Below are 25,780 nucleotides of genomic sequence, written 5' to 3'. Positions count from 1 at the left end.
GGACGCAATCCTTACGAAGAATTCAAGCGAATCGCTCGAAACAACGAGATGATCTCACGAGCTCAGGCTGTACCCGCTGTTGCGTCATCGGGGTAAACACGTACCGTACGACGAAATCGATCAGTTACTCGAACCGATGGCACAAACTGGGACAGACCCGGTCGGGTCGATGGGTGATGACACCCCACTCTCAGTGCTCTCGCAGTTTAATAGGCCGCTTTTCACCTACTTCAAGCAGCTATTCGCGCAGGTGTCGAACCCACCACTTGATTATATCCGTGAGAAACTCGTGACCAGTCTGGAGACTCGGCTTGGAGAACAACGCAACCTTCTAGATGAGAGGCCAGAACACGCCCGCCAGCTCGTTCTCGACTCTCCCATTCTTTCAGTTGATGCGGCAAGAAAAATTCGGTCGCCGGACGGCCTGAACTTCTCAACGGAGGTAGTCGATATCACGTTTGACCCAGAGGAAAACTCTCTGGAAACTGCAGTCGAGGCGGTACGCAGTGAGGCGTCGCACACAGCAGCTGACAACGATATTCTCGTTCTCTCAGACAGAGCTGCTGGGAAGAGTCAGGCACCGATTCCGTCACTGCTCGCTGTCAGTGCTGTCCACCATCATCTCGTGAGAAACGGCCAGCGTAACCACGTTGGTATCGTGCTTGAGTCCGGAGACCCTCGGACAGTCCATCATTTCGCAACACTCGTCGGTTACGGTGCAGGCGCAATCTGCCCGTATCTGGCCTACGAGACGGTCGCGGATGCCGTCGCTGGACCTGACGGTACAGATACCGCCGACGCAGTTGAGGCCTACACTGATGCAATCGAATCGGGTCTGTTGAAGACCATGGCGAAGATGGGCATTTCGACTGTCGAAAGCTACCGCGGCGCGCAGATATTCGAGGCTGTTGGGCTAGATTCAGAGTTCGTCGCTGAGTACTTTGAACGAACAACGAACAGGACCGGAGGAATTGGTATCGAGGATATCGAAAACGACCTCCTCGACCGCCATACTGTCGCCTGGGAAACAGAGGACCCAGATATCGATCACATCGGTGAGTATCAAAACCGCACCGACGGGATGTATCACCAGTGGAACCCAGATACCGTCCGCACGCTTCAACAGGCCGTCCGTCGGGGTGAGTACGACACATATCAGGAGTTTGCGCAAACAGTTAACGAACAAAACGAGCAACTGGCGACAATGCGTGGGTTGTTGACTTTTGATGATAGTCAAGAGTCAGTCCCTGTTTCGGACGTTGAACCCGTTGAGTCGATAGTTGAACGGTTCGAGACCGCGGCGATGTCACTTGGTTCGCTTTCGCCAGAGATGCACGAAACCAATGCAATGGCAATGAACCGTCTTGGTGGGAAAGCAAACACCGGCGAGGGTGGGGAACCTGCCGACCGGTTTGACACAGCAAAAAACTGCCAGACAAAACAGGTGGCCTCGGGACGGTTTGGTGTGACTTCGACCTATCTCTCGGCTGCCGATGAACTTCAAATAAAGATGGCCCAAGGCTCAAAACCAGGAGAGGGGGGTCATCTACCCGGTCAGAAAGTAAACGAGATGATTGCAGATGTTCGCCACGCCACCCCCGGTGTCGGACTCATTTCGCCGCCACCCCAGCACGATATCTACTCAATTGAGGACCTCAAGCAACTCGTGTACGATCTCAAATCCGCCAACCCCGACGCCGATGTTAACGTCAAGCTAGTTGCAGAGGACGGTGTTGGAATCATTGCCGCGGGTGTGGCAAAAGCAAACGCGGATGTTGTTCATATCTCGGGACACTCTGGGGGGACTGGCGCGTCACCGAAGACGAGTATCAAAAATGCTGGAGTTCCGTGGGAGCTTGGCGTTGCAGAAGCAAACCAACTCCTCTGTAAGACTGGGTTGCGGGACAGAATCAAAGTCACTACCGACGGCGGCCTGAAAACCGGTCGCGATGTCGCAATCGCAGCGCTACTCGGTGCGGAAGGATACGCCTTTGGCACAGCGTCACTGGTAACCTCTGGCTGTGTGATGGCCCGCCAGTGCCATGAAAATACGTGTCCCGTCGGTATCGCAACGCAAAAAGAGGAACTCCGCGACCGGTTCCCTGGCGAACCAGAACACGTCATCAACTATATGACGTTCGTTGCACAGGAGCTACGCGAAATCATGGCTGAGCTTGGGTTTTGCTCACTAGATGAGATGATTGGACGCGCCAACGTGCTTGAACAGCGCTCCGATGTCTCCCACGAGAAGGCCTCAAAGCTCGACCTATCACGGCTTCTCCAACAACCTGCACGGAAATCGGGGACTGATCGCTTCAAAACCACGGAACAACACCATGAGATAGAGAATCACCTCGACTGGGAAATTTTAGCACACCTCGATTCGACGCTTGACCCAGCAGAACCCGTAACGCTCCAGATGGATATTGGAAATACGGATCGTACCGTCGGTGCAATCCTCTCGAACCGTCTTTCAAACACCCACGGCGTCGAGGGATTACCAGACGACACAATCACGGTCCAATTTCAGGGCACAGCAGGACAGAGCTTCGGTGCATTCCTCCAAAATGGAGTCACGATGGACCTTGTGGGAAGCGCTAATGACTACGTCGGAAAGGGGCTCTCTGGTGGCAAAATCGTTGTCAGGACTCCCGACGATGCTGGCTACGATGCCAGCCAGAACATCGTCACTGGCAACGTTGCACTGTACGGCGCAACTGCCGGTGAGTGCTACATCAACGGTGCTGTCGGCGAGCGGTTTGCTGTCAGAAATTCGGGTGTTAGAGGTGTCGTTGAGTCAGTTGGAGACCACTGTTGTGAGTACATGACCGGTGGGGCAATTGCTGTCCTCGGTGAGACTGGTGTGAACTTTGGTGCTGGGATGTCTGGTGGCGTCGCCTACGTCTATGACCCCGAGGGAACCTTTGCCGAGACTGCCAACACGGAGATGGTCACGCTGTCGGAGACACTCCAAACCAAAGACCGTGACCTCCTCACCCGTCTGGTTAGTAACCATGCGTCGTACACTGACTCAACTCGTGCGGAGACGCTGTTGGAGAACTGGGAGCGCGAAATCGAGCACTTTGTTCGCGTCTTCCCCGACGCATACGCGGACGCAATTGCAGACCGCGAAGGTGTTGATGTCCGGGCTGACCTGCCACCATCCGCGTCTTCTGAGGCTGAACTGTCCAGCTATCGGGCCCAGAGTGGCGCTGATTGATAAACATCACACTATCGATACTCTGACCATTACACGCAGCAGGCTGTCGGATGCCTCCATGTTAGACTGACCAGTCAGTCAACTTCAGAAGATTCACTACGGATGAGACGAACCGAATAGTAGTGAGTGACGAGTCAGACCAAGAGACCCCTCCACCCTCCTCTCTAGATAGTGCGACAGACGACCGATTAATAACAGATGGCGGGACAGAAAGCGGCAACTCGTCAGACCCAAGCGAGGAAATGAGTGGCGATGGCGACGATATCGATGGAGACGACTCGTCGGATTCGATAACCGATGGTGGACTCCTGTGGCCACTTTTCAACCTGGCATGGCCAATCGTAACAATCCAGTTATTGCAGGTCATGTACAACATCGTCGATACCCTTTATCTCGGGCGGTTATCTTCCGATGCAGTCGGTGCACTCAGCCTTGCATTTCCGCTTATCTTCTTGCTTATCGCGGTTGCAGGTGGGTTTACTACGGCAGGTGCTATCCTTGTCGCCCAGTATACTGGCGCAAAGGGCGACACATCCGCTGGAAAAGTCGTTGGTCAGACAGTAACAGTGGTCGGTATCCTCTCGGTGCTTATCGGGTCGGTTGGATATTTCTACACGCGTCCGGCGCTCGAAATTCTGCCAAGTGACCCGGAAACATCGGCGGCCGTCATCCCGCTGGCTGCTGACTATATGGAAGTCATCTTTGTTGGTATCCCGCTGATGTTCGGATTTTTCGTCTTCTCCGCGCTGATGCGAGGATACGGCGACACGCGAACACCGATGTATATCATGGTTATCTCGGTTGTCGCAAATATCGCACTTGACCCGTTTTTCATCTTCGGCTTCGAGAACAACCCTCTGTTTATCTGGGTCAACGCGACAGGCCTCGAAGCATCGCTTTTCTCTGCGACTGGCTTTACAGGCTGGGGAATCGAAGGTGCGGCGGCGGCGACACTGCTCTCACGGGGTATCGCGGCTACCATCGGAATGTACCTGCTGTTTAACACCAGTATTGGGCCGTCTGTGACGCTTAGTCACCTCGTCCCGGACCTAGGATTCATTGAAGATATCGTTCGTCTCGGACTCCCAAGCATGGTCGAGCAATCGATGAGTGCCCTCGCGCTAATCGCACTGACCGGAATTGTCGTGACGTTCGAGCCGGCAGTCGTAACGGCATACGGACTGGGTAACCGAATTATCTCACTCGTGTTTTTACCAGCGATGGGGATTGGACGGGCGATTGATACCATGGTGGGGCAGAATCTTGGAGCCGATAGGGAAGACAGAGCTGCCAAGTCGGTCTACATTGCGGCTTCGACAGCCGCTGGTGTGATGTTCGCTGTGGCTATCGTCGCAGTTGCCTTTACCGAACCCATCGTAAGCGTCTTCTTGGGCGATGTCGAGAACGCAACGGAAGCTATCTCTCAAGGAGTCGAGTATATGCGTATTCGTTCGGTAGAGTTCGCCTTTATCGGCATTACACAGGTCTTGCTCGGTGCCTTCCGTGGCGCTGGAAACACGAAGACTGCGATGGTTATCTCTATTTGTACACTCTGGATTGGCCGTGTCGGCACGGTCTCGCTTCTCGTCTTCGGACTTGGATGGGGTGCGACCGGCGTCTGGGTTGGAATGGCTGCCGGGAACACGTTTGGTGCTCTCATCGCCGTGCCGTGGTTCCTTAAGGGAACTTGGAAAGAGAAGTATATCGACGAGGAGAACGCGGACCCAGAAGAGTCGGCGACGAGCGGGAAGCCCGCCGGTCCAGAAATCTCCAGTGATAGCCCGTCAGAAGCAGCCGAAGACTGAGCACCCCCGCAAGAAGCTTAATCCGAGAAGCCAAGACCCGGCACGCCGACTAGCCGGTATGGCCGACACGTCAGAAACCCACCATGAGTCTCCCTCCGACCGAGTGCGTGACCATCTTCTGCAACTGGACCACTGGACGTTTCTCCTCGCACTCGGATTAGTCAGTGCAAACGTCATTCTCACTTCCCGTGTGGTCAGTGCATCCGCCGCGTCTCTTCTGGTTATTGCTCTCTGTTATGACCTCTATGAGTTTTATCGACAGTAAAGGCGCATCTATTGGAGTTTGACCCCGAAGATGAAGTCGACAAATCGTGACACAAACCAGTACGTAGTGATGTTGATAACCAAACAATAGCGATGGTATACAGCCACCGCTACCACGCCTACCCAACACACGATGTGCCTACGAGACCCTTTTGAGCCGGTAACTGATTTATGAGACTACGACATACTAGCCCTGTGAGCGCAATAGCCCTCAAAGAGTGCGATGACTGTGGTGATGTGGTGAAGCAGTACCCACGCTTTGCGACTGCTGTGGCAATCATCCTTGGAACGGTCACGTACGCAGCGATATCGCTGGTGATGGACGGCAGTATCGCAACTCTTGAATCTGGACTGTTCGGAGTTCTCTTTGGCGTCAGCTACACTGGAGCGAGAGTAATAACAGGGTGGTAAACCCGTCACTCACGAAGGGTCTCAAGCGTCTCGATAGCTTTTGGCCAATGGTCTCTGTCGGCGATAGCATAGCCCGATTGGGTCCCACCCATGACGAACTGCTGAGTACGCTCACGGTTGGCCGTCGGGAGATAGGGGAACGTGATTCCGTGGCCTGCCTGTTCGTAGATAATATGCTCGTAGTTACAGCCGTGGCGCTCTAAGCGGTCAGCCGCAATCCCCTGCAGTTTCGGTGAGTCCCACATGCTGTCCATCCCGCCTGAAACGAGCAACACAGGGCCATCGATTGCCTCAACAGAGATGGTCGCCCTGTCGATTTCGTCTGCAATTGCCTCATTGTAGGATGCGGTGTACGCTGGCTCCATTTCCATCGGTGGTGAACTATCCCAGACAGTCGGGTCGTCGGTGTAGGACACATATGAAAGCGAGTTACCGTCTGCCACCCACGACGGACTTTCAACGACCTGTCCCTGTGAAAATCCTTGCCAGACGACACCGCTTCCGTTGACAGAGACTACCGGACCGACTGAGTCCAGTCGCGCTCCTGAAAGAAGTGCATACTCACCGCCTTTCGAGGTACCCCACAAGCCAACCGCTGACCCCTCGACGCGTGAGTCATTAAGCAGCCAGTCACTCGCCGCCTCAACAAATTCGAGGGGCACCTCGACGAGTTCTTGGGGGAGCATCTCGTGACGACCCCGCCAGTCGAAATAATGGAGCGCGAGGGCGACAAACCCGTGAGAGGCCAACAGACGAGCGGTCGTCTGTGCGGGTTCCCCACCTGAACCGTGGAGGACCACGACTGCTGGATGTGGGCCGTCATCTCCCGGCTCGTAGACGGTCCCGACAAACGCGGTACTGTCTGCTGGCGTGGCTTCGACAGCAGGGTCACCGAACGTCCGGTCAACTGTTTTCGCCCCCAGCTCGACTCCCTCTTGTGATATCCGGATAGTAACCTCGTCGGACGATTGTTGGGCGGGCGAATAGGAACCATCTCCGTCTGTCTGAGTCGCTTGTTGCAACAGCTCTGGAAGACAAACACCGTCCTGTGTCGGTTCAGAATGCATATTCAGACAACCATCGCTCACCGTAGCAGTGGTGCTGGCTGTCCACTCTGTCCCGCCAGCCTCTGTCATCGACACCTCGATACTGACTGACCCAGCCGGAACACCGGTTATTTCTAGCCCGAATCGTTCATCGATAGCGACCGTTTCTGGTCCTGTAAACGATAAACTTTGACTCGACTGTTCAGTGTCACCCGCTGTTTGCACGTCATCGCAGTTGGTGTTGTCTTGTGGGTTCTCTGTTTCCTGTCCGGTCATACCTATTTTGTCTGCTGGCGCGGTGATAATAGTATGGAGAATTATGTTTTGGTAGCTGGACTGCGAGAAATGATTTTTGGTTTAGGAATTGATATATTAGCAGGTGTCCCAGAGATAGCGATGTAACAGGCCGATGAATCTGGGGTATCAACCGCGGACGGACAGCAAGCGATAAGAGAAAATAGCTACCACCTTACCAAACGATATGTGTGGCGAGAACAACCCTGAAGAAATTGCGGCAAGCTTCTCTGCGCTGGCGAATCCGGTCCGTGTCCGTATTCTGCTGGCTCTAGCGGAGACCCGTCAATCGAATTGGGACCATCGCGGCATGAGCTACAGCGACTTACGTTCAGCAGTCAACATCGGAGACGGGGGACGGTTTAATTACCATCTTAATGAACTCCGTGGCAGCTTTCTCCGCAGTGATGATGGCAATTACTCTTTGACAAGTGCCGGCTCCCGTGTTGTCGACGAAATCTACGCCGAAACGTTCTCCGGCAAAGAGAGACGCGTGTCGGAAACTGTCAACTGGACGTGTCCAAGCGACGGGGAACAACTCGAAGCGACGTTTGAGAACGGCGTGATTACAGTCTCGTGTCCGACTCATGGCGTGTTGTTCGACATGTGGCTTCCGCTCGGTATCGCTCATGGCCGTGACCTAGACGAACTGTTCGCCTGGGCGAACCGTCGGGCACTCTGGTATCTCGAATCAGTCTCATGGGATGTCTGTCCACACTGTGCTGGGAGCTTTAACACTCCCGTAATCGACACTGCTTGCGTTGAGGAAAACCAGCCAGAGTTGCTTGAAGATGAACAGGAGTCTGTTGTCACAGGGTGTAGAGTGCCACCAGTGCAGTGTCTCGTTTCGTATTCCAGCGTTCCAGTACGCGCTTACTCGGCCGCCGACCATCGCGTTTCTCCATGACATCGGTATTGATTATCGCTCTCTCGAACTGGAGTTTGGCTCAGCTACGATGACGTACAGTTGCGTTGAACAGGATGAGGGTGTCCTGATTCGATTGGAGGGAGACAACGAAGCATTCGAACTCGAATTAGACAACCATCTCGACACCCGGTCGTACCAGCGAATTGCTTGATAGCGATCAGTAAAACGAGTCAAGCCCAGTCTGGTGTCGCTGGCGACCGTCGGGGTCCGGTTTCCACGGTGACTGTTTAGCACGGAGTGACTCAAAATCCACATCGGGTGGGTCGCCGGCATTATGGCCACCGCAATCGGGTCCACACTCCTCAACTGGCCGGACAACTCTTTTTTTCCACGGGCAGTACGGGAGTCCAGAGCTGTCAGGTTCGACAGTACTGCAGGCTGGCAAATCGTAGGTGCGCCATCCCTTCCCATAGGCTCGTTCGGCGACACGCCGACGAGCACGAGTTATCTCATCTGCTGACGCGATCCGTATTTCAGTGCGAGAACTGTCTCTCTCAAGTATCTCTACACCCGGTTTTGCTGACGGTAACTGCTTGGCTTCCCGGAGGATTTCACGTTCTCCCGACTCAGGGTCAAATCGCCAGATTCCCACCACGTCAGGGATACGGTTGCGGTGTGCGCCGGTGACATAAGACTCGGTTGCCAAGATAATCTTATCGACTAAACCAAGAGTTACGTCGGTCAACAACTGCGTTTCTAGGTTGCCCGGTCTTGCGAGGTCTGGTTTGTTTTCGATACCAATGAGAGTGTCATACCAGTCGGGATATCGGGTTGATTGTCTGAGGTAGGTCCGGCCGTTTCGACGTTCGCGCTCGAAGAATCCGACATCAACCGCTCGCTCAATAGCTCGCTTGGCAGTATTTGGGTGACAGTCGAAAGCATTTTTCCAGTACCGTGCGGTTCCTGGTCCAACGTCGCTCTCGACAGCTAGGGCGGGGATTGCTTTGGGAGTAATTGCTGCACGCTCTGCAAACTCGCTGCCGGGTTCGACACAGATAATATCCATAACGCGCCGCCCGTGGACCTGTGTCCCGAGTTGGCGGCTCAGTACGGAGTCCTGCTCGGATTCGAGATGTGCACACAACGCCAACTCGAAGGCGAACTCCTGCACGAAACACAGTTAGCTATGGGGCACAATAGCCGTTGTGACCGAGTGTTATGTCGCCGCCAGTGACTCAGCAAGGGTGTCGATAACCTCTTTTACTGCTGTGGCGCTTTCGACTGTAAGCGTCGACTCTTTGACTGTGATTTCCGTTACAGAGTTTGGTTGTGTCCACGGGCGGTCCATTTTCGAACGGACTTCGACTGCGTTCGGGAAAAGCACGACAGTAGCGACGGTCTCGCCCTGATGCGCAATCCGATAGGCCAGTGACCCATCGGGTGTGGGTTCGGCTGAAGGATCCGCATCACAGATTTTGGCGTCTGCGAGCGTTCCGGCATCGAGTCCTGTTATTTCTGATGAAAGAAACTGACCGATACGCTTACCGTCTGTGATGCGGTCTTTAACCATTATAAGATAACTCTCTGTTGGGACGGTAACTGGTCGGTGTATACAAACGTACTGACTCGCAACTCCGAGTACCTGTCATATCATTGGCCAACCTCTTGTCGGCCGCGCTCGGCAACCTCACTTACGTCAACTTCTCTCCGTTGGGCGTACAACACAGCAGCTGCCTCAACCGAGATAGCTAGCTCGGATTGGAGCTTGTTGATATCGGCGACGGCAGTCTGTTTGTCGACACCGTTGTCGACGACGCGTCCGAGCACGCGTTCGAAAGTCGTCCGTTGGCGGAGAATACTTTCGTCGGGCTCGAAGTTTTCGCTGACTTCCACTTCGTGTAGGTCAAATGAGATTGTAACCTCACCATCCGTTCGTTCGATTAGTCCCTCAGTCGCAGCGACATCGACAAGTCGCTTGGCTTGGTCGGGAGAAAACCAGTCTCTGTCGAGCGAGAGAGCGACAATAAACTCACTCTCGGACATCGACGTGACACCCCGATGACGAAACGGGGCAGCGACCGCCCGGCGTAGACTCATTGGTCGACATCAGGGGGCGCGGGGAGGGTAAATGTTCGGACTTCTAGCAAGGGTGTTTCGAGAGGTTCAAGTATCGCCTTCACGATGCTTGCCATATGAAAGACCAGGGACGCTCTACACGGCGTCGAACAGGTGGCCGACGGCGGCCAAAACGCGACAAGCGCAAACACGAACTGGGTTCAGAGCCGACCGAGACGCAGGTTGGCGACCAGAAACTGAAGACGGTCGATACGCGGGGAACGAATACCAAGGTCCGCGCAATCACCGCCGAAACCGCCAACATCGCGACCGATGACGGTGTCGTCGCAGCAGAAATCACGAACGTCGTCGAGAATCCGGCTGACCCGAACTATGCTCGCCGGAACATCATCACTCGTGGTGCAGTGCTCGAAACGGGCGAAGGCACGGCACGCGTCACCTCCCGTCCAGGTCAGGACGGACAGGTCAACGCTGTTCTCGTGGACGAATAACTGACTCCGGAGGTTTTCACGGCTGTGGCGCGGCTTTCTGGAGAGCACTCTCCGCAATATTCGTCCCGTAGTCGGCGGTCCGTGACAGCGAATCGACCACTAGCCCGAGTACTTGGACGAGTTGTGGGTCAAACTGGTGAATCTCTGTATCGACTTCGCGGACGTGAGATTCGATAGCGTCTGCTTTTTCCCGGGCGTTGGTGGCTAGTTCTATAGCCTTATCTGCATCCTCTGTTAGCAGTGCATCCATCGCGATATCTGGGACGCCTGCTGATTCTGTATGGAGGTCGCTGAGAGGCTCTGCAGCCGACTCCGGAATCTCACCCACCTCAAGGCCGAGTTCCGCAATTTTCGTCGCGTGGTCGGCGATGCGCTCCAGTTGGCGCGCACTCGATTGTAGGTCAAAGCACGTCTCACGGGTGAAGCCGACTTCGTTTGCGGCCGTCGGATTTCGCAACACTGAGCGGAAGACACGAGAGGTCATATACCAGAGCCGGTCGACATCGTCGTCACGTTCCATAACATCATGTGCCAACTGCTGGTCGTCGGTCACCAGTGCCTCGACGGCATCTTCGAGCATCGTCAGAGAGACCAATCGCATCCGCGTCACCGCGTTCTCCATCGATAGCTCAGAGGAATCAAGCAAGTCCTGAAGCACCATCTTGTTGGGCATCTCTTCGATGACTTCAAGCCCGACAAGTCCTTGAGTGGCGTTCCGAACGGTCCGACGCTGCTCGGCGGTCATTCGTTCGGTTGTCAGTGTGATAACATCGAAACCACTCACGTACATTGTCATCACTGCTCGGCGAAGTTCACTTTCGGTTGACAAATCCGAAATATCCATCTCACCGTTCGTCCGACCGTTTTCGGTTTGTGGGGTCAACAAAAGCAGGTCGCCTTCGGCGTGAAACTCTACTTTCGAGCCCGAGCTCACGTCGTTTTCTGTCGCCCAGCTTTTTGGGAGTGATACGGTATAGGTCGATCCGCCTGTCACCTGGACCTTTCGGGTCTCCATACACCACCTTGGTAGGAGATATATAAAAATAATACGGAATATATATCAAATCCATCTCTATACACAATGCCTTTCAATTATGTTTTATCTGTATCTTTGCCAACAAAATACACCGAGATAGCACATCTCAATAACGTCTCGATTGAGTCCGCACAACAGACGACTCTGGCACTATGGTGTCAACTCACTTCTTTTTCGATTTCTCCTTTCATCTGGAGCGTGTCGAAATCGTGGTCTGGTCTGAGGTTGACGAAATCGAGGTAGGCTTCAGCTTCCAGCAAATCCTCGTCTGGATAGAATTCGCTTGCTGCTTGGACCGCAGTCCGTGCCCCGATATGAGGCTGGAGTGCTGCCAGCGCACATGCAATGTCGTACGCACGTGCGTCCTCTAGGGCACCATCTTTGACCTTCGTCGCATCAATAAAGTAAAGCTCGCCGTCGACGACGAGAACATTTTCGCCACGGAGGTCACCGTGTGCCAACCCGGCGTCGTGCATGGTCGACAGTGATGCGAAGATATCCGGTGAAATCACCTCGATAGCCTCGTCTTCAAGTCCCTCGACTGTGTTGAACGAATGTAGGAACTCCAACACGAGGACGCCGTACTCTCCGTAGCTAAACACCTCGATAGGCTCTGGCGCGTTGATACCAAGCTCTCGGATTTGCCGTGTTGCTTCGAGGTCGTGTTCGGCCATGTTAATCGGTGTCTCGAATCGCTGGAAAAATCCTTCACTTCGGCTGGTGAACGCGCCTAGGTTTCGGCCAGCAGTTAACAGCGCATGAACGAACGCGTTTTGTTCCGTGATGATTTTCACGAATAACTCTTCGTTGACAACACAGGGAATAGAGAGCCAGTTATCGGAGTCGAGTTCCCTCACTGATTCGAACTCACTTCCTTGACGGGCGGCGGCCTCTCGCGCGACCGCTTCGATATCATCCTCCGGGAGTTGTCCCCGAAGCAGTCGGCGGATTGCCATGGCCGACACTGCGTGACCCGCCACAATAAATCGTTGCATCGGTCTCACTCTGTGGGGCGTTACAAGAGACACATTCACTACCGAGGACCAGAAACATTCAGTAAGTATATTGCCTGGCCAGTTAAACAGTACGCTGATGGGTGAACTATCGACGCTGTTTGCCCCCGAGCGTGTGGCTGTCGTCGGTGCTTCCAACGAGGAAGGAACCGTCGGCTACGCAATTACCAAGAACCTTCGTGACGATTTTGACGGGACCGTTGTGCCTGTCAATCCGAACAGGGACAGCGTGCTCGGAGTGGATTGTTACGAGAGTGTTGGCGCTGCTGTTGCGATTGATGTTGCTATCGTCGTCGTCCCCCCGCCTATTGCAGTCGGTGTGGTACGGGAGGCCGCCGAGGCAGGCATCAAAGATATCGTGGTCATTACCGCTGGGTTCAGCGAAGCTGGTTCGGAGGGCTCCGAACGCGAGCGCGAACTCGTTGAGCTTGCCGAGGAGTACGATCTTAACCTGGTTGGCCCTAATTCGCTGGGTATCATGAGCACAGCAGTGGGACTAAACGCGACGTTTGGCCCCCGAAGCGGAACGCCGGGGGATATCTCGTTTATGAGTCAGTCCGGGGCATTCATTACGGCTGTCCTCGACTGGGCTGCAGACAGAGATATCGGATTCAAAGATGTCGTCTCGCTGGGAAACAAAGCGGTCCTCGGTGAGAGTGACTTTGCCAGAGAATGGGGCGAAGATGACGGAACCGATGTCATCCTCGGCTACCTCGAAGACATCGGCGACGGTCAGTCGTTCATTCAGACGGCACGAGAAGTCACACAGGAGACGCCAATTGTTGCCGTCAAGTCCGGCCGAACCGAAGCGGGTGCCTCGGCAGCCGCATCACACACTGGTGCTATCGCTGGGAGCGATGCGGCCTACGAGGCAGGACTTGATCAAGCCGGCGTCTTGCGTGTCGAAACCGTACAGCAACTATTTGATTTCGCATCCATACTCTCTGGGCAGCCATTACCTGACACAGATGGGGTCGCTATTATCTCGAACGCTGGTGGCCCCGGCGTCATGGCAACGGATGCTGTCGGAGATTCCGAGCTTCGATTGGCTGACTTCAGCGACGAGACATTGGATAGGTTACAGGATTTCCTCCCTAGTGAGGCAAATATATACAATCCTGTTGATATTATCGGCGATGCGCCGATTGGCCGGTTCGAGGAAGCCATCGATATCGTTCTTGACGACGACAACGTCGGCATGGCTATTGTTCTCTCTTGTCCGACAGCGACGCTTTCGTTTGAGGAACTTGCTGACGTGACGATAAACTTACAAGAAAAGCATGAGACACCCATTGCAGCGACGTTGATGGGCGGTTCCTCAACTGAGACTGCAGCCCAACGGCTTAGCGAGGCAGGGATTCCAAACTACTTCGACCCGGACCGAGCAGTCAGTAGTCTAGAAGCACTCTCGCGATACGCCGAAATCAGTAGCCGTGAGCACACGAAACCGACGACGTTCGATATCGACAGAGACCGGATTCAAGAGATTCTCACCTCGGCGGCAGAGTCTGGCCGGACCCAACTCGGTGTCGAATCGATGGAGTTGCTCGATGCCTGTGGCATCGAGACACCCCATGCGTCTGTTGTTGACAACCCACGAGATGCTCAGGACCTCGCTGCTGATATCGAGGGCGAAGTTGTCATGAAAATTGTCAGCCCCGATATCACCCACAAATCGGATATCGGTGGCGTCGAAGTCGGCGTGACGACAGATGAGGTCCCGGACACCTACGAAGACCTAGTTGTCAGGGCACGCAATTACCAGCCCGATGCCAACATCCTCGGTGTGCAGGTACAAGAGATGGTCGACCTCGATAGCGGAACCGAAACAATCGTTGGCGTCACGCGTGACCCACAGTTTGGGCCGCTCGTCATGTTCGGACTTGGCGGTATCTTCGTCGAGATAATGGAAGATACGTCGTTCCGCGTCGCGCCTGTCACGGAAGACGATAGTCGCGAGATGGTCGACGAGGTACAGTCTTCACCACTATTGTACGGTGCACGCGGGCGAGAGCCGGCAGACGTAGACGCAATTGTCGAGACGATTCAACGCATCTCACAGCTGGTGACAGAGTTCCCGGCTATCACGGAACTGGATATGAACCCTGTCGTGGCCACGCCCGACGGAGCTACGGCAATCGATTTCCGCCTCACGCTTGATGCCGAGGCGGTTCAGACACAGGAGGAGTCATGAGTACGCTACTGGTCACATCGACAGAAGACGGTACAGGAAAGACAGCAATCACGATTGCGCTGGCCAAACAATTGCAGGACAACGGCGAAAGCGTCGGCTATATGAAGCCCAAAGGCACACGACTGGAGAGTGCAGTTGGCAAGACACGCGACGAGGACCCAATGCTTGCGCGCGAAATGCTAGACCTCGACGCCCAGATGCATACGTTCGAACCAGTCGTCTACTCTCCAACCTTCGTCCACGAGGCAATCCGTGGACGGGAGGATGCAGACGAGCTTCAGGACCGTATCGAAGAGTCCTATGCCAACCTCTCAGCTGAGAGTGACCATATGGTCATCGAAGGCGGCGGAAAGCTCTCGACTGGGGGTATCGTGGGTCTGACAGATTCAGATGTTGCTGAGCTAGTCGACGCTAAAGTCGTTCTAGTCTACGAATACGAACAGCCTGAAGATGTCGACGAAATTCTGGCTGCTTCCGAACAGATTGGCGACCGCCTTGCGGGCGTCCTTTTCAATGGCGTCTCAGAGAGCGACCACGATGAGTTAGCCGAAGACGTTATCCCATTCCTTAACGCACGAGGAGTCGAGAACCTCGGCGTTGTTCCTCACGACGAGTCACTGGCAGGTGTGACTGCCGAAGAACTTGCAGACCAACTCGGTGCAGAACAGCTGACACCGGAGGTAAGTGGTGATGTTCGTATTGAGCGGTTTTCCGTGGGTGCAATGGGGAGCGAAGCCGCCCTCAAAAAGCTGCGCCGCCTGCGAAACTCAGCTGTTATCACTGGTGGTGACCGCTCCGAGATACAGACTGCCGCCCTGCAGGCGTCAGGCGTCTCCTGTTTAATCCTGACTGGAGGGTTCCGCCCATCGAATGCCGTTCTCGGTGAAGCAGCCGACCAGGAAGTCCCAGTCTTACTCGTCCAGACTGACACGCGGGCAACTATCGACAGAACCGAGTCACGCTTGAGCTCAGGCCGAACCCAACAGATCGAAACTGTCGAGCGCATGCAAGAGTTGCTCGCTGAGAGTGTCGAACTCACGTCGTTATTCGACCTCACATAATCAGCCCGAAACGACCAGACACACTTATTTTCCACGAGAACGTAGGTGTATATGGAGCCATCTGGCTCCGTAGTGTCACACACTGGGGGTGAATATCCATCCCCAGACTATCCCTTTGTGCATTACGAGCTATCGAGCGCCAACCAGTAGCAACGAATCAACCGAAATAGCGTTCTTCGGCCCGAAACCGTGTGTTTTCAAGGGAGACAAAAAGCCGACTCGATTATGTTCCGTGCTGCCAGCTGTCCATGTACTCTTCTTGCGTGTCGCTTAGACCGTCCATCTCGATTCCCTCGGCTTCAAGCTTGATTTCGGCAACTTCGCGGTCGAGTTCGTCAGGAACATCGTGGACTCCTGGGTCGTATGCATCGCCATTCTCGACCATCTCCCTGGCACACACCGCCTGCACACCAAAGCTCTGGTCCATAACTTCGACAGGGTGGCCAAGCGAGATTGGCGTCGCAAGGTTGACGAGTCGGCCCTCGGCCAGTACGTTGAGTCGCCGTCCGTCAGCCATTTCGTAGGCCTGGAGGCCATCACGTGCTTCGTAGGTTTGTTCTGCCTTTGATTCAAGCGCGTCGAGATCGATTTCCACGTCGAAGTGGCCAGCATTGGCCAGCAATACGCCGTCACTCATCTTTTCGAAGTGGTCGCCAACGATGACATCACGGTTGCCAGTTGTCGTGATAAACACGTCACCCTCAGCGGCGGCCTCGTCCATCGGAAGCACGTCAAATCCTTCCATATGCGCTTCAAGCGCTCGGCGAGGGTCGACTTCCGTTACGATGACGTTGGCGTTTTGTCCACTTGCCTTCCGTGCAACACCCTTACCACAGTAACCAAAGCCAGCGACGACGACGTCTTTTCCGGCCCACGAAAGGTTTGTCGTCATCGCAATCGAGGCGAGGGATGACTCGCCGGTGCCGTGGATATTGTCAAACAATCGCTTCATCGGTGTGTCGTTGACCGCAAACATCGGGTAATCGAGCGCGTCATCGTCGTCCATTGCACGCAGGCGATGGACGCCCGTTGTTGTCTCCTCACAGCCACCGATGATTGTGTCGATGAGTTCCGGGTACTCTTCGTGGATGGCAAAGACGAGGTCGCCACCGTCATCAACCGTCATTGTCGGCTCGTGTTCGATAACTGCTTCCATCGCCTCGTAGTACTCCTCATCATCGACGCCGCGTTTCGCGTAGGAGGTAACACCGTCGGTTGCATTGAGTGCGACACTCACATCGTCGTGTGTCGAGAGCGGGTTACACCCAGTGATTGCGACTTCTGCACCGCCGGCAGCAAGCGTCTCGGCAAGGATTGCGGTCTTTGCTTCGACGTGCATCGCCATGCCGATACGCTCGCCCGCAAACGGCTGTTCGTCCTCAAAAGACTCACGCAGAGACGACATAATCGGCATGTGCTGCCGTGCCCAGTCCATCTTGCGCTGTCCCTCCTCCAGCAACTTTTCGGTATCAAGCTGCTCGCTGATCGGATCCATTATACTGTACTGTACGATGGAGAACGCAAAACAGTACCGAAGCAACTCCGGGGTCGCTACTCAGCTCGCTCAACGAGTGCGTGCGCTCGCTCGGTTGCTGTATCCTTGACATCATCAAGGTCTATCGTCTGGAGGGTACGGTCTTCCATCAGCACCGCACCATCACAGACCGTGTGACAGACATCGCTCCCTCTAACGGCATAGGCGAGGTGACTTACAAGATTGTGGGGTGGCTTTAGGTGTTCACCTGAAAGATCGACAACCGCGAGGTCAGCGTTTGCCCCTGCTTCAATTCGGCCGCTGTCGATGCCGAGTGCGCTGGCACTGCCCTCGGTCGCCATTCGGACAACTGCCTCGGCCGGAACGGCGCTTGCGTCCATCGTCGCCAACTTACCGACCATCGCAGCATCGCGCATCTCGTCGAACATGTCAAGGTCGTTGTTTGAGGCCGCACCATCCGTCCCAAGCCCGACCGAGACGTCGGCGTCGAGCAATTTCTGAACCGGTGCCATCCCGCTTGCTAGCTTCATGTTCGATGCGGGACAGTGGATGACACTTGTGTCACGCTCCGCCAGCAGGTCTCGCTCGTCTTCATCGACGTGGACGCCGTGAGCAATAAACGAGTCATCAGCAAGCACGTCGAGGCTGTCAGCGTATTCAAGTGGGCGCTGGTCGTGTTCTTCGACAATCGGGTCAACCTCGTTTACGGTCTCATTCGCGTGAATATGGATTGGAATACCCTCATCACGAGCCACAGGAATGTACTCTTCGTAGAATTTTTCGTCGACTGTGGTCAGGCTATGGGGGGTAAACATTGTCTGTACGCGACCATCGGCATGGCCGTCGTACGTGCGGGCGAAATCAAGACTGTGTTTGAAATCATCGTGAGCCTGTTCATCGTCTTTGCCGACAGTGATACAGCCGTGGCCAAGAGTCGCCCGGATACCGGTGTCAGCGACCACATCTGCAACTTCGTCCATAAAGAAGTACATATCTGCAAACGCTGTTGTTCCGGATCGAATCATCTCCGCGATCCCAAGGAGTGCACCCGCACGAACGTCATCTGCTTGGAGTTCCGCTTCGACCGGCCAGATGTCTTCCTGAAGCCACGCATCAAGCTCCTTATCGTCAGCGTGCCCCCGGAACAGCGTCATCGCTACGTGCGTATGGGCGTTGATTAACCCTGGAATGACTAGCCCATCGCTTGCGTCGAGGTACTCGTCGCCATTCCCTACCTCGTCGGCGTCGCCGATAGCCAGTATCTCGCCGGCATCGGAGTCAACAAGAATATCTGCGCGCTCAACTGTCATATCTGGCCGGAGCACTTGGCCACCACCGATGGTGAGTGTCGTCATATCTATTGGTGGGTTACGCGGGGCGTATAGTTTCTGCCCTTTGTCCTACTACGGAAGCAGTGACACGACAGTAGCGAGAAACGCAGCACTCTCCTGTGTTTCCGGACCGAGAATGATGACGGTCAGAATAACCGAGTTGTGGAGTCCATGAAGAAGAGCAGAGACGACGACATTCCCGGTGTATTCATAGACTGCACCGAGAACAATTGCGGGAACAAACAGTACACCGATTGTCGTCGCCATTGCGGCCGGGTTGCCAGCGAGTGCGATAACGTGTATACTGGCGAAGATAGCCGACGCGAGGAGGATTGCAGGAACGACACTCAGACGCTCACGAAGACGGTTCTGGACAATGCCCCGGAAGAGCACTTCTTCGCAGGGGCCGACAACAAGGAACATAAAGAGCACGCCAATGCCAAGCGCCCACAGCTCGGTTGAACTCTCGGCGAACTGGGATGCTCCTTCGTTCTGGGCAGGCTCGGGCAGGAACTCCTGGACGATGTGGCCAAGGATAATGATGAGGACAAAGATAGTTATCCAACCAAGCACGACCAGTCCAATTTCCTTGAGTGACGGCCTGCGGACACCGAGGTATGACAGGATACCGTCTTTGTTGAAACCACGGCGGCCAAGATACCACACAGACAACCCAACGAACCCAATGTATTGACCGAACGTCGTCGTAATACCGAGAAGTGCGATATCTGAGACGTTCAGGGCCGAAAGTGGCAACCCGACAATAGCCGAAATTATGATCAGCAGGATGATACCTGCTGCACCAAGACCAGCCGACGCAAGGATTGTCCGGAGTGGCGACTCGCTACGTGACTCAGTTGTGCGATTGCCGCCTCCGCCGGATGTATCCAATGTCTGTCCGTCTGACCATCCGTCCTGCGTGCTGTTACCGTGGGCCAGGTTCTGGACTGAACTACCTTCAGACGCTGTCGCGGGACCTGACCGTTCGTCAGGGAACGCTCTCTGTTCTATCTCGGCACCACAGTACGTACAGTGTACAGACTCCCTGTCGATCAGCTCGCCACAGGATGTACAGTACTGTTTGCCGGAGCCAGCAGGGTCTCCCATTCGAACCAATCTATGGGTAGGAGAAAGATGAACGTTTATATTATACTCTCTTCTGGAGAGTTAGATAAACACCAACAGACAGACATGAACCGGCATCTGCCTTCGAAAAACAATTGCCCCGTGGGTGAGAAAACGGGGTATGCGCATTGCCGTACCCAACAAGGGGCGTCTTCACGAGCCAACTGTCGACCTGTTAGAGCGGGCAGGGCTCCATCTCGTTGACGGTGCTGACCGGAAGCTATATGCAAACACCGTCGACCCCGATGTGACTGTGCTGTTTGCGCGGACCAGCGATATCCCCGAATACGTGGCTGACGGAGCCGCTGACCTCGGAATCACTGGCTACGATCAGGTTCGCGAGTCGGACGTGACACTCGAAGAGATGCTCGATCTAGATTATGGGACCTGTCGTATTGTGCTCGCCGCCCCCGAAGAGAGCGCAGTTGAGACAGTTGCTGATTTCGCAGGCGGGACTGTTGCCACGGAATTCCCAGAGATTACGCGAGATTTCTTTGACGACGCCGGCGTTGATGTCGATGTTGTCGAAGTATCCGGTGCGACTGAACTCACCCCCCACGTCGACATGGCTGATGGGATTGTCGATATCACATCGACCGGAACGACACTCCGGATGAACCGACTCGAAATCATTGATGAAGTACTAGAATCCTCTGTCCGACTGTTTGCCCGTCCTGACGTGGTCGAAAACGAGAAGGTCGGGCATGTTTCGACAGCGCTTTCCTCCGTGATTGCTGCCGATAACCAGCGGTATATCATGCTTAATGCACCGGAAAACAACCTTGAGAAAGTCCGTGATGTCATCCCTGGCATGGGCGGGCCAACTGTGATGGATATTGCTGGTACCGACCAAGTTGCTGTCCATGCAGTTGTTGAGGAGGCCGAGGTTTTCGAAGCAATCACAGACCTCAAAGCCGTCGGTGCAACCGATATTCTTGTCACGGAAATCGAACGCCTTGTCGAGTGACCGAAAGGAATGGATTCTGACTCACGCTGTGACGACGGGCGCGAAACAACGCACCGTGTACACGACACAGACTCGCGTGACCTCTCTGCCGTCGAAGAGAATGCAGTCGACCTCGTTGTGACCTCTCCGCCGTACCCGATGGTCGAGATGTGGGATGACCTGTTCGCTACCCTCGACCCAGCCGTGGGTGATTTTTTGGAGGCTGATAGAGGTGAAGCGGCCTTCGAGGCGATGCATTCTGTGCTTGATGAGGTCTGGGATGAACTCGAACATGTCGTCGCACCTGGCGGAATTGTCTGTCTGAACATCGGCGACGCGACCCGGACAGTCGACGGTGAGTTTCGCGTGTTCCCGAACCATGCTCGACTCATCGAAGCGATGACACAGCGCGGGTTTGACCCCCTCCCAGACGTGCTCTGGCACAAGCCTACCAACAGTGCCGCGAAGTTCATGGGGTCAGGAATGATTCCACCGAGTGCCTACGTGACACTCGAACACGAGTATATTCTCGTCTTCCGTAACGGCAAGCGTCGTTCGTTCGAGCCGGGTGCAGACCGGCGATACGAAGCCGCGTACTTCTGGGAAGAGCGCAACAACTGGTTTACCGACGTCTGGACCGAGGTACGGGGCCGACTTCAGGAGCTTTCGGACGACGGCCTCCGTGAGCGTGCCGGCGCGTACCCATTCGAAATCCCCTACCGGCTCTGTAACATGTACTCGGTGTACGGCGACACCGTTCTCGACCCCTTCTGGGGAACCGGAACGACGACGCTGGCCGCAATGGTCGCCGGCCGGGACTCCATTGGGTACGAACTCGACGATCAGTTCATCGAACACTTCGAGGAACGACTCACCTCGCTGCCGGAGCTCTCACGCGGTGTCATCTCGGAGCGACTGGACGCCCACCGCGAGTTCGTCCGCGAACGCAGAGAGTCCGGCGAGAGTATGGATTACGAGGCCGAACACTACGACTTTCCCGTCGTAACGAGTCAGGAGCGGAACATTCGCTTCTACGAAGCCGAGTCTGTCGAGTCCGAAGACGAGATCGGTGGCCCATATCGGGTTCGCCACCGCCCAGCCGAATAGAAAAAACTCGGCCACCGTCCATTAGAGAGGTGGGCAGTGGCTGACTGTGTCTGCTGAATAGTCGGTGCTCGGTCGACGCGTGCGTTACTCCAGCAGGCCCAGTTCTTCGAGACGGGAGACGATTTTGTCGACGGCCTTCTTGGCGTCGTCGGGCTGCTTGCCACCGGTGATGACGAGCTTTCCGGAGCCAAAGAGGAGTGCAACGACGTCCGGCTCGTCAAGACGATAGACGAGTCCGGGGAACTGCTCGGGTTCGTACTCGATTTTCTCCAGACCGAGGCCGATGGCTATCGCGTTGAGGTTGAGATTTCGACCGAGGTCTGCAGACGTGACAATGTTTTGGACGATAATCTCCGGGTCGTCCTCTACCTTGATATTCAGCTCACGAAGTTTATCGAAGACGATACGCAGGCTCTGGTGTACGTCGTCGGTGCTTTTCGCACCGGTACAGACGATTTTCCCAGAGCGGAAAATCAGTGCGGCCGATTTCGGTTCCTGTGTACGGTAGACGAGTCCGGGGAACTGCTCGGGATCGTAATCCGCGCCTTCCAGATCCATCGCAACACTCTGCAAGTCGAGTTCCTGGCCGATACCGGTCGAAGCGACGACATTTTCGATATTTATCGTTTCCTTGGGGTCAACCATATCTCGACTTAAACCTCGTATTTAAACCTTATAAAGGTTCGTGAGTTTGCCAGCAAAGCGACACACCAGCCACATTTTCTCCCGATAAACAGGTATAATCGTTACGCTCAACTTGATGGGTTGGTCAGTACCACCGTGTACGTTCTGGAACTGGCGGGCGAACACGACGAGTTCGCGGCCTACGAGGCTCGCTCGCGCGCGAGTGATGTCTCACTTCTCGCCCCGGGTCTGGCGACAGCACGGGGTATTGACCGCGTCGGGACACTAGCGTTTACGCACCGGGCGAGTAAACTTCTGGGGCGGAGTGACCCAAGTCTTGCCGGAGCAGCGGCTCTGCTTCAAGCTGTGACTCTCGAACGCGACGGAACTGTCGCGGTTCGGGCTGTCGATGTTCGAAGGACAACCGACATCGATACACAGGCTGTCGAGCGGGAACTGGGTGCAATTCTGGTTGACCGTGGCTTTGATGTCGACTTGGACGACCCGGACCACGTTCTGCGCGCGTTGTTTTCGGCCGGAGAAACTGGCGACGTATGCGCACTTGGCTGGCTCGCCGCCGAGAGCACGCGGGACTTTGGCACGCGCAAGCCAAGTGACCGCCCTTTCTTTCAGCCCGGTAGTATGGACCCGATGCTCGCCCGCGCGCTCGTCAACATGGCTGGTGCTGGAGAAAAAACGCGACTGCTGGACCCGATGTGTGGAACAGGCGGTATCCTCATTGAGGCAGGCCTCGTCGGGTCAGCGGTTATCGGACACGATGTCCAGGAAAAAATGCTCCAAGGAAGCAGACAAAACCTCGATGTGGCTCTTATGGGGGACTGGTCGTTGCTCAGAGGGACCGCATCCGCGTTACCGCTCGTCGATGATGCTGTCGACGCGGTCGTTTTTGACACACCGTATGGCCGGCAATCGAAAATCGAGGGCGAACTCGACACGCTGGTTGCGGGAGTTCTCTCAGAATCTCGACGCGTTGCTCCACGGTGTGTCCTCGTCAGCGACCGCCCGTGGGAAACAACGGCCACGGAGACTGGCTGGAATATCGAAACACAGTTCCAGCGACGAGTCCACCGGTCGCTCACGCGCCACGTGTTTGTTCTTACCGCGGATTAGCCTTTTACTGCGGCAAGCGTCCTGATTCAGTCTGTTGGTTCGACGTCTTCAGGAGCAGACGCGCACGGCAGCGTTATTTCGACGAGACCCCGTGACTGTTCAGGAACCCGAAACACACCGTCGTATCGGCGCACAATCCATTCGACGAGCCACAAGCCGATACCGACCGTATGTCGGAGTTGTGTTATATTCTCATCGCCGTTGATAATCTGCATCTCTCGTTCAGGAATCCCATCACCATCGTCTTCGATGCGGATTATAACGTGCCCGTCCGCGCTACTAACTGTCACTGTTGCATTTGCCTCTGGGCCGCCATGGTCGACGACATTTTGCAGCAACTCGTCGATTGCAGAGCTGATATCCGAATCACAGGCGGCGTAGGCCGAACACGGCGTGACTACCTCGACAGAGAGTTCCGTCTCGTCTTGCTGTATTTTTTCAGCACGCTCCCTGATTAGCGGGACCATGTCCGTTCTAAGTTCTTGTGTGTCTGTTGGGTCCAGTAACTGTTCGGTGGTCCGTGCCCTGTCGGCCAACTCGAGAAGGTCGTCGGTTGCCTGCTCAATGGCCGCTGTCCGCTCTTCTGTTGAGACATCACTGTTCCGTTTCAGCAGTGAGTTGTGGCTCCGTATAACATTGAGTTTGTTGCGGAGGTTGTGTCGAAGAATGCGGTTATGGACGACCAACATCTGTTCACGTTGACTGAGTTCGTCGCGTAACCTTGTGAGACTACTCTCTATCTGGTTCCACTCTGACCCGCCGCTGAGACGGCTCTGATAATTGTACTTCCGACGTGTGAGTGCGTCCAGATAATTCAGGACTCGACCGATTTGCAGAACCTGCGACCGGTAGACCCACCACCCAAACGTGACAAGTGTCCCGAACAGGACCAGCCCTAGCACACCTTGGAAGATAGCAAGACGCCTCACCGACTGTTCGACAACTGCTCGGTCGTAGTGGGCAGTAAGAGTCCAGTTGACAGTTTTGAGCTCGACACTAGTTGAGATTGTTTCTTCTTGCTCGCCGACTGTACTGTATAGTCCCTTGCCGCCTGCCTCTACCGTGGTTGCTGTAGCGTTATCTTCGTTCACCAGAATGTCGAACAGATTGGCTTTCTCGATATGATACGCGCCGTTGAGCGTCCCTTGAATGCTCCCGTTGATTCGGATAGGGGTACTCATCACAATAATATGGTTGCCGGTATCTGCAACGAACGGCTTGCTGATGTATTTCTCGCCGGCCAATGCCTTCTTGACGTACATGCGGCTGCTGAGGTCATTCCCAACCACGTCTGGTTCGGGGCCGCTGGATGTCATCAATGACTGAATGGCTCCGCTTTTGTTAACGACTGAAATACCGTCGAACGCTGTTGTTTCGACAAACGGTTCCAGGTCTACTGTACTGGGCGTTGTAACCGTCTGTGCCAACTCACTTTGTTTGAACAACTCCAGTACCTGCTGTTGTTCCTGTAGCTCGTTATCAAGATATTTCGCCATTGTCGCCGCCCGGCTTTCAGCTGACGCCTCGGCGTTTTCGGTTACATCCGACCGGTGGGAATCAAACGTCGCAAATAAGACTCCACCGGACACCACGACGACTATAAAGAAGAGAAGAAGGTATCGATGGGCTAGTTTCATCGAAGTATCGGTTCAGTATTGCAGTGCCTGATAGCTTGTCACCTGATTTAGCTTCGGTCCATAACGTCGTAAAATAACTCCATATCTCCATCCATTGCTCTAAGAATAGCAGTCACCTCGCGTTTGCGGTTCTCGTCGACGACTCCACAAACCATTCCCTCTCCGGGTTGCCCGTAAACGACTGTCGCGTCAACTGGGGCACTAAGGATAGCAGGCAACGCAGCCAAATCTTCCTCACCGTCGACCTCGATGAGCGTTGTTACTGTTGGTGCCTCCGAAATAGCAGTCGAAAGGCTGGTCAGTAACTCCGCTGTCAGTGACGCTGGCGGGTTTGGGGCGGTTACTGTCTTGTCGAATCCATCGTGTTCGGCAATCGTCTCGGCAATCTCGTCGTCGACTGCTGCTCGTTCCGTTTGCTCATCAGTAAGTGCCACTGCTGGCGTATGACCAGCGGTGATAAGATGATACGTGACGACATCGCCAACGCTGATTAGCGGCAAGGAGGCTTCTTTGAGGAGGGTTTCCCCGTCGGTAAAGAGCGGGCCGAGCGGGTCCTTGAGTTCCGAACGAAGCGAGTCCGGAAGTTCGAGAACGACGTCACTCAC

The 25,780-nt window shown here is 55.0% G+C and carries 23 protein-coding genes and 1 pseudogene; 12 read left to right on the top strand and 12 right to left on the bottom strand.

The window, feature by feature from the left end:
• Positions 1–106 precede the first annotated feature (106 nt).
• The 4 genes and pseudogenes from gltB to N5098_RS16685 form a co-directional block, all read left to right on the top strand.
• Positions 107–3,220: pseudogene (gene gltB, locus N5098_RS16700) on the top strand (glutamate synthase large subunit); the annotation flags it as partial.
• A gap of 122 nt (positions 3,221–3,342) precedes the next feature.
• Complete coding sequence (locus N5098_RS16695; protein WP_382231297.1) at positions 3,343–5,025, top strand: MATE family efflux transporter; 1,683 nt, start codon at positions 3,343–3,345, stop codon at positions 5,023–5,025.
• 58 nt (positions 5,026–5,083) lie between these two features.
• A complete protein-coding gene (locus tag N5098_RS16690) occupies positions 5,084–5,290 on the top strand; it encodes a hypothetical protein (RefSeq protein WP_267638971.1) in 207 nt (68 codons plus the stop codon).
• A gap of 194 nt (positions 5,291–5,484) precedes the next feature.
• The gene (locus N5098_RS16685) at positions 5,485–5,700 is read left to right on the top strand and encodes a hypothetical protein (protein WP_267638970.1); all 216 of its coding nucleotides are present in this window, start codon (positions 5,485–5,487) and stop codon (positions 5,698–5,700) included.
• Positions 5,701–5,705: 5 nt separating this feature from the next.
• Here N5098_RS16685 and N5098_RS16680 read toward each other — a convergent pair whose 3' ends face one another.
• A complete protein-coding gene (locus N5098_RS16680) occupies positions 5,706–7,022 on the bottom strand; it encodes an acyl-CoA thioester hydrolase/BAAT C-terminal domain-containing protein (protein WP_267638969.1) in 1,317 nt (438 codons plus the stop codon).
• A gap of 205 nt (positions 7,023–7,227) precedes the next feature.
• Between N5098_RS16680 and N5098_RS16675 the strand changes: the two genes are divergently transcribed.
• The gene (locus N5098_RS16675; RefSeq protein WP_267638968.1) at positions 7,228–7,947 is read left to right on the top strand and encodes an ArsR/SmtB family transcription factor; all 720 of its coding nucleotides are present in this window, start codon (positions 7,228–7,230) and stop codon (positions 7,945–7,947) included.
• A 49-nt stretch (positions 7,948–7,996) separates the two neighbouring features.
• On the top strand, positions 7,997–8,119 hold the full coding sequence (locus N5098_RS16670; protein ID WP_267638967.1) for a hypothetical protein: 123 nt from the start codon (positions 7,997–7,999) through the stop codon (positions 8,117–8,119).
• A 6-nt stretch (positions 8,120–8,125) separates the two neighbouring features.
• Here the strand turns inward: N5098_RS16670 and N5098_RS16665 are convergent, their stop codons facing one another.
• The 3 genes from N5098_RS16665 to N5098_RS16655 form a co-directional block, all read right to left on the bottom strand.
• Positions 8,126–9,079: a DUF5787 family protein gene (locus N5098_RS16665; protein WP_267638966.1), complete on the bottom strand. Its 954-nt coding sequence runs from the start codon at positions 9,077–9,079 to the stop codon at positions 8,126–8,128.
• 45 nt (positions 9,080–9,124) lie between these two features.
• Complete coding sequence (locus N5098_RS16660; RefSeq protein WP_267638965.1) at positions 9,125–9,478, bottom strand: DUF7993 family protein; 354 nt, start codon at positions 9,476–9,478, stop codon at positions 9,125–9,127.
• A gap of 80 nt (positions 9,479–9,558) precedes the next feature.
• On the bottom strand, positions 9,559–10,005 hold the full coding sequence (locus N5098_RS16655; RefSeq protein ID WP_267638964.1) for a DUF2240 family protein: 447 nt from the start codon (positions 10,003–10,005) through the stop codon (positions 9,559–9,561).
• Between the two features lie 95 nt (positions 10,006–10,100).
• On the opposite strand from N5098_RS16655, the gene N5098_RS16650 reads away from it, so the two are divergent.
• Complete coding sequence (locus N5098_RS16650; protein WP_267638963.1) at positions 10,101–10,475, top strand: 30S ribosomal protein S8e; 375 nt, start codon at positions 10,101–10,103, stop codon at positions 10,473–10,475.
• A 16-nt stretch (positions 10,476–10,491) separates the two neighbouring features.
• Here the strand turns inward: N5098_RS16650 and N5098_RS16645 are convergent, their stop codons facing one another.
• Positions 10,492–11,490, bottom strand: a complete 999-nt coding sequence (locus N5098_RS16645) for a phosphate uptake regulator PhoU (RefSeq protein ID WP_267638962.1) — start codon at positions 11,488–11,490, stop codon at positions 10,492–10,494.
• Positions 11,491–11,669: 179 nt separating this feature from the next.
• Entirely contained in the window at positions 11,670–12,467 is a 798-nt protein-coding gene (locus tag N5098_RS16640) for an RIO1 family regulatory kinase/ATPase domain-containing protein (RefSeq protein ID WP_267638961.1), read from the bottom strand.
• Positions 12,468–12,603: 136 nt separating this feature from the next.
• On the opposite strand from N5098_RS16640, the gene acs reads away from it, so the two are divergent.
• A complete protein-coding gene (gene acs / locus N5098_RS16635) occupies positions 12,604–14,718 on the top strand; it encodes an acetate--CoA ligase alpha subunit (protein ID WP_267638960.1) in 2,115 nt (704 codons plus the stop codon).
• Positions 14,715–15,779, top strand: a complete 1,065-nt coding sequence (locus tag N5098_RS16630) for a phosphotransacetylase family protein (RefSeq protein ID WP_267638959.1) — start codon at positions 14,715–14,717, stop codon at positions 15,777–15,779. The genes acs and N5098_RS16630 overlap by 4 nt, the downstream gene beginning before the upstream one ends.
• A 223-nt stretch (positions 15,780–16,002) precedes the next feature.
• Here the strand turns inward: N5098_RS16630 and N5098_RS16625 are convergent, their stop codons facing one another.
• The 3 genes from N5098_RS16625 to N5098_RS16615 are packed head-to-tail and all read right to left on the bottom strand — an operon-like array spanning position 16,003 to position 19,712.
• Positions 16,003–17,274 carry an adenosylhomocysteinase gene (locus N5098_RS16625; RefSeq protein ID WP_303651963.1) on the bottom strand — a complete coding sequence of 424 codons (1,272 nt, stop codon included), beginning with the start codon at positions 17,272–17,274 and terminating at the stop codon, positions 16,003–16,005.
• Between the two features lie 56 nt (positions 17,275–17,330).
• The gene (locus tag N5098_RS16620; RefSeq protein WP_267638958.1) at positions 17,331–18,629 is read right to left on the bottom strand and encodes an amidohydrolase; all 1,299 of its coding nucleotides are present in this window, start codon (positions 18,627–18,629) and stop codon (positions 17,331–17,333) included.
• Positions 18,630–18,677: 48 nt separating this feature from the next.
• Positions 18,678–19,712 carry a CPBP family glutamic-type intramembrane protease gene (locus N5098_RS16615; RefSeq protein WP_267638957.1) on the bottom strand — a complete coding sequence of 345 codons (1,035 nt, stop codon included), beginning with the start codon at positions 19,710–19,712 and terminating at the stop codon, positions 18,678–18,680.
• A gap of 139 nt (positions 19,713–19,851) precedes the next feature.
• Here N5098_RS16615 and hisG point away from each other — a divergent pair, with 139 nt between their 5' ends.
• Both hisG and N5098_RS16605 read left to right on the top strand, forming a co-directional pair.
• Positions 19,852–20,697, top strand: coding sequence for an ATP phosphoribosyltransferase (gene hisG / locus N5098_RS16610; protein ID WP_267638956.1), 846 nt, complete (start codon positions 19,852–19,854; stop codon positions 20,695–20,697).
• 9 nt (positions 20,698–20,706) lie between these two features.
• A complete protein-coding gene (locus N5098_RS16605; RefSeq protein WP_267638955.1) occupies positions 20,707–21,783 on the top strand; it encodes a DNA-methyltransferase in 1,077 nt (358 codons plus the stop codon).
• An 84-nt stretch (positions 21,784–21,867) separates the two neighbouring features.
• On the opposite strand, the gene N5098_RS16600 is transcribed toward N5098_RS16605, so the two are convergent.
• Entirely contained in the window at positions 21,868–22,428 is a 561-nt protein-coding gene (locus N5098_RS16600) for a TATA-box-binding protein (protein ID WP_267638954.1), read from the bottom strand.
• A 135-nt stretch (positions 22,429–22,563) separates the two neighbouring features.
• Here N5098_RS16600 and N5098_RS16595 point away from each other — a divergent pair, with 135 nt between their 5' ends.
• A complete protein-coding gene (locus N5098_RS16595; RefSeq protein ID WP_267638952.1) occupies positions 22,564–23,538 on the top strand; it encodes a methyltransferase domain-containing protein in 975 nt (324 codons plus the stop codon).
• A 26-nt stretch (positions 23,539–23,564) separates the two neighbouring features.
• Here the strand turns inward: N5098_RS16595 and N5098_RS16590 are convergent, their stop codons facing one another.
• Both N5098_RS16590 and N5098_RS16585 read right to left on the bottom strand, forming a co-directional pair.
• Positions 23,565–25,127, bottom strand: a complete 1,563-nt coding sequence (locus N5098_RS16590) for a cache domain-containing sensor histidine kinase (RefSeq protein WP_267638951.1) — start codon at positions 25,125–25,127, stop codon at positions 23,565–23,567.
• Positions 25,128–25,222: 95 nt separating this feature from the next.
• Complete coding sequence (locus N5098_RS16585) at positions 25,223–25,780, bottom strand: GTP-dependent dephospho-CoA kinase family protein (RefSeq protein WP_267638950.1); 558 nt, start codon at positions 25,778–25,780, stop codon at positions 25,223–25,225.

This window comes from Halovenus rubra (genome assembly GCF_026586665.1).
In the GTDB taxonomy this organism is placed as follows: domain Archaea; phylum Halobacteriota; class Halobacteria; order Halobacteriales; family Haloarculaceae; genus Halovenus; species Halovenus rubra.
Note: the sequence above shows the minus strand (reverse complement) of the source record. Positions and strands in the feature narration are given on the sequence as shown.

Bases quoted from the DNA above. Each gene is read 5' to 3' on its own strand.
- N5098_RS16615 (WP_267638957.1), bottom strand. From the start codon at position 19,712: ATGGGAGACCCTGCTGGCTCCGGCAAACAGTACTGTACATCCTGTGGC.
- N5098_RS16625 (WP_303651963.1), bottom strand. From the start codon at position 17,274: ATGGATCCGATCAGCGAGCAGCTTGATACCGAAAAGTTGCTGGAGGAG.
- N5098_RS16655 (WP_267638964.1), bottom strand. From the start codon at position 10,005: ATGAGTCTACGCCGGGCGGTCGCTGCCCCGTTTCGTCATCGGGGTGTC.
- N5098_RS16640 (WP_267638961.1), bottom strand. From the start codon at position 12,467: ATGGCAATCCGCCGACTGCTTCGGGGACAACTCCCGGAGGATGATATC.
- N5098_RS16680 (WP_267638969.1), bottom strand. From the start codon at position 7,022: ATGACCGGACAGGAAACAGAGAACCCACAAGACAACACCAACTGCGAT.
- N5098_RS16690 (WP_267638971.1), top strand. From the start codon at position 5,084: ATGGCCGACACGTCAGAAACCCACCATGAGTCTCCCTCCGACCGAGTG.
- N5098_RS16650 (WP_267638963.1), top strand. From the start codon at position 10,101: ATGAAAGACCAGGGACGCTCTACACGGCGTCGAACAGGTGGCCGACGG.
- acs (WP_267638960.1), top strand. From the start codon at position 12,604: ATGGGTGAACTATCGACGCTGTTTGCCCCCGAGCGTGTGGCTGTCGTC.
- N5098_RS16660 (WP_267638965.1), bottom strand. From the start codon at position 9,478: ATGGTTAAAGACCGCATCACAGACGGTAAGCGTATCGGTCAGTTTCTT.
- hisG (WP_267638956.1), top strand. From the start codon at position 19,852: ATGCGCATTGCCGTACCCAACAAGGGGCGTCTTCACGAGCCAACTGTC.
- N5098_RS16675 (WP_267638968.1), top strand. From the start codon at position 7,228: ATGTGTGGCGAGAACAACCCTGAAGAAATTGCGGCAAGCTTCTCTGCG.
- N5098_RS16600 (WP_267638954.1), bottom strand. From the start codon at position 22,428: ATGGTTGACCCCAAGGAAACGATAAATATCGAAAATGTCGTCGCTTCG.
- N5098_RS16620 (WP_267638958.1), bottom strand. From the start codon at position 18,629: ATGACGACACTCACCATCGGTGGTGGCCAAGTGCTCCGGCCAGATATG.
- N5098_RS16645 (WP_267638962.1), bottom strand. From the start codon at position 11,490: ATGGAGACCCGAAAGGTCCAGGTGACAGGCGGATCGACCTATACCGTA.
- N5098_RS16670 (WP_267638967.1), top strand. From the start codon at position 7,997: ATGACGTACAGTTGCGTTGAACAGGATGAGGGTGTCCTGATTCGATTG.
- N5098_RS16630 (WP_267638959.1), top strand. From the start codon at position 14,715: ATGAGTACGCTACTGGTCACATCGACAGAAGACGGTACAGGAAAGACA.
- N5098_RS16605 (WP_267638955.1), top strand. From the start codon at position 20,707: ATGGATTCTGACTCACGCTGTGACGACGGGCGCGAAACAACGCACCGT.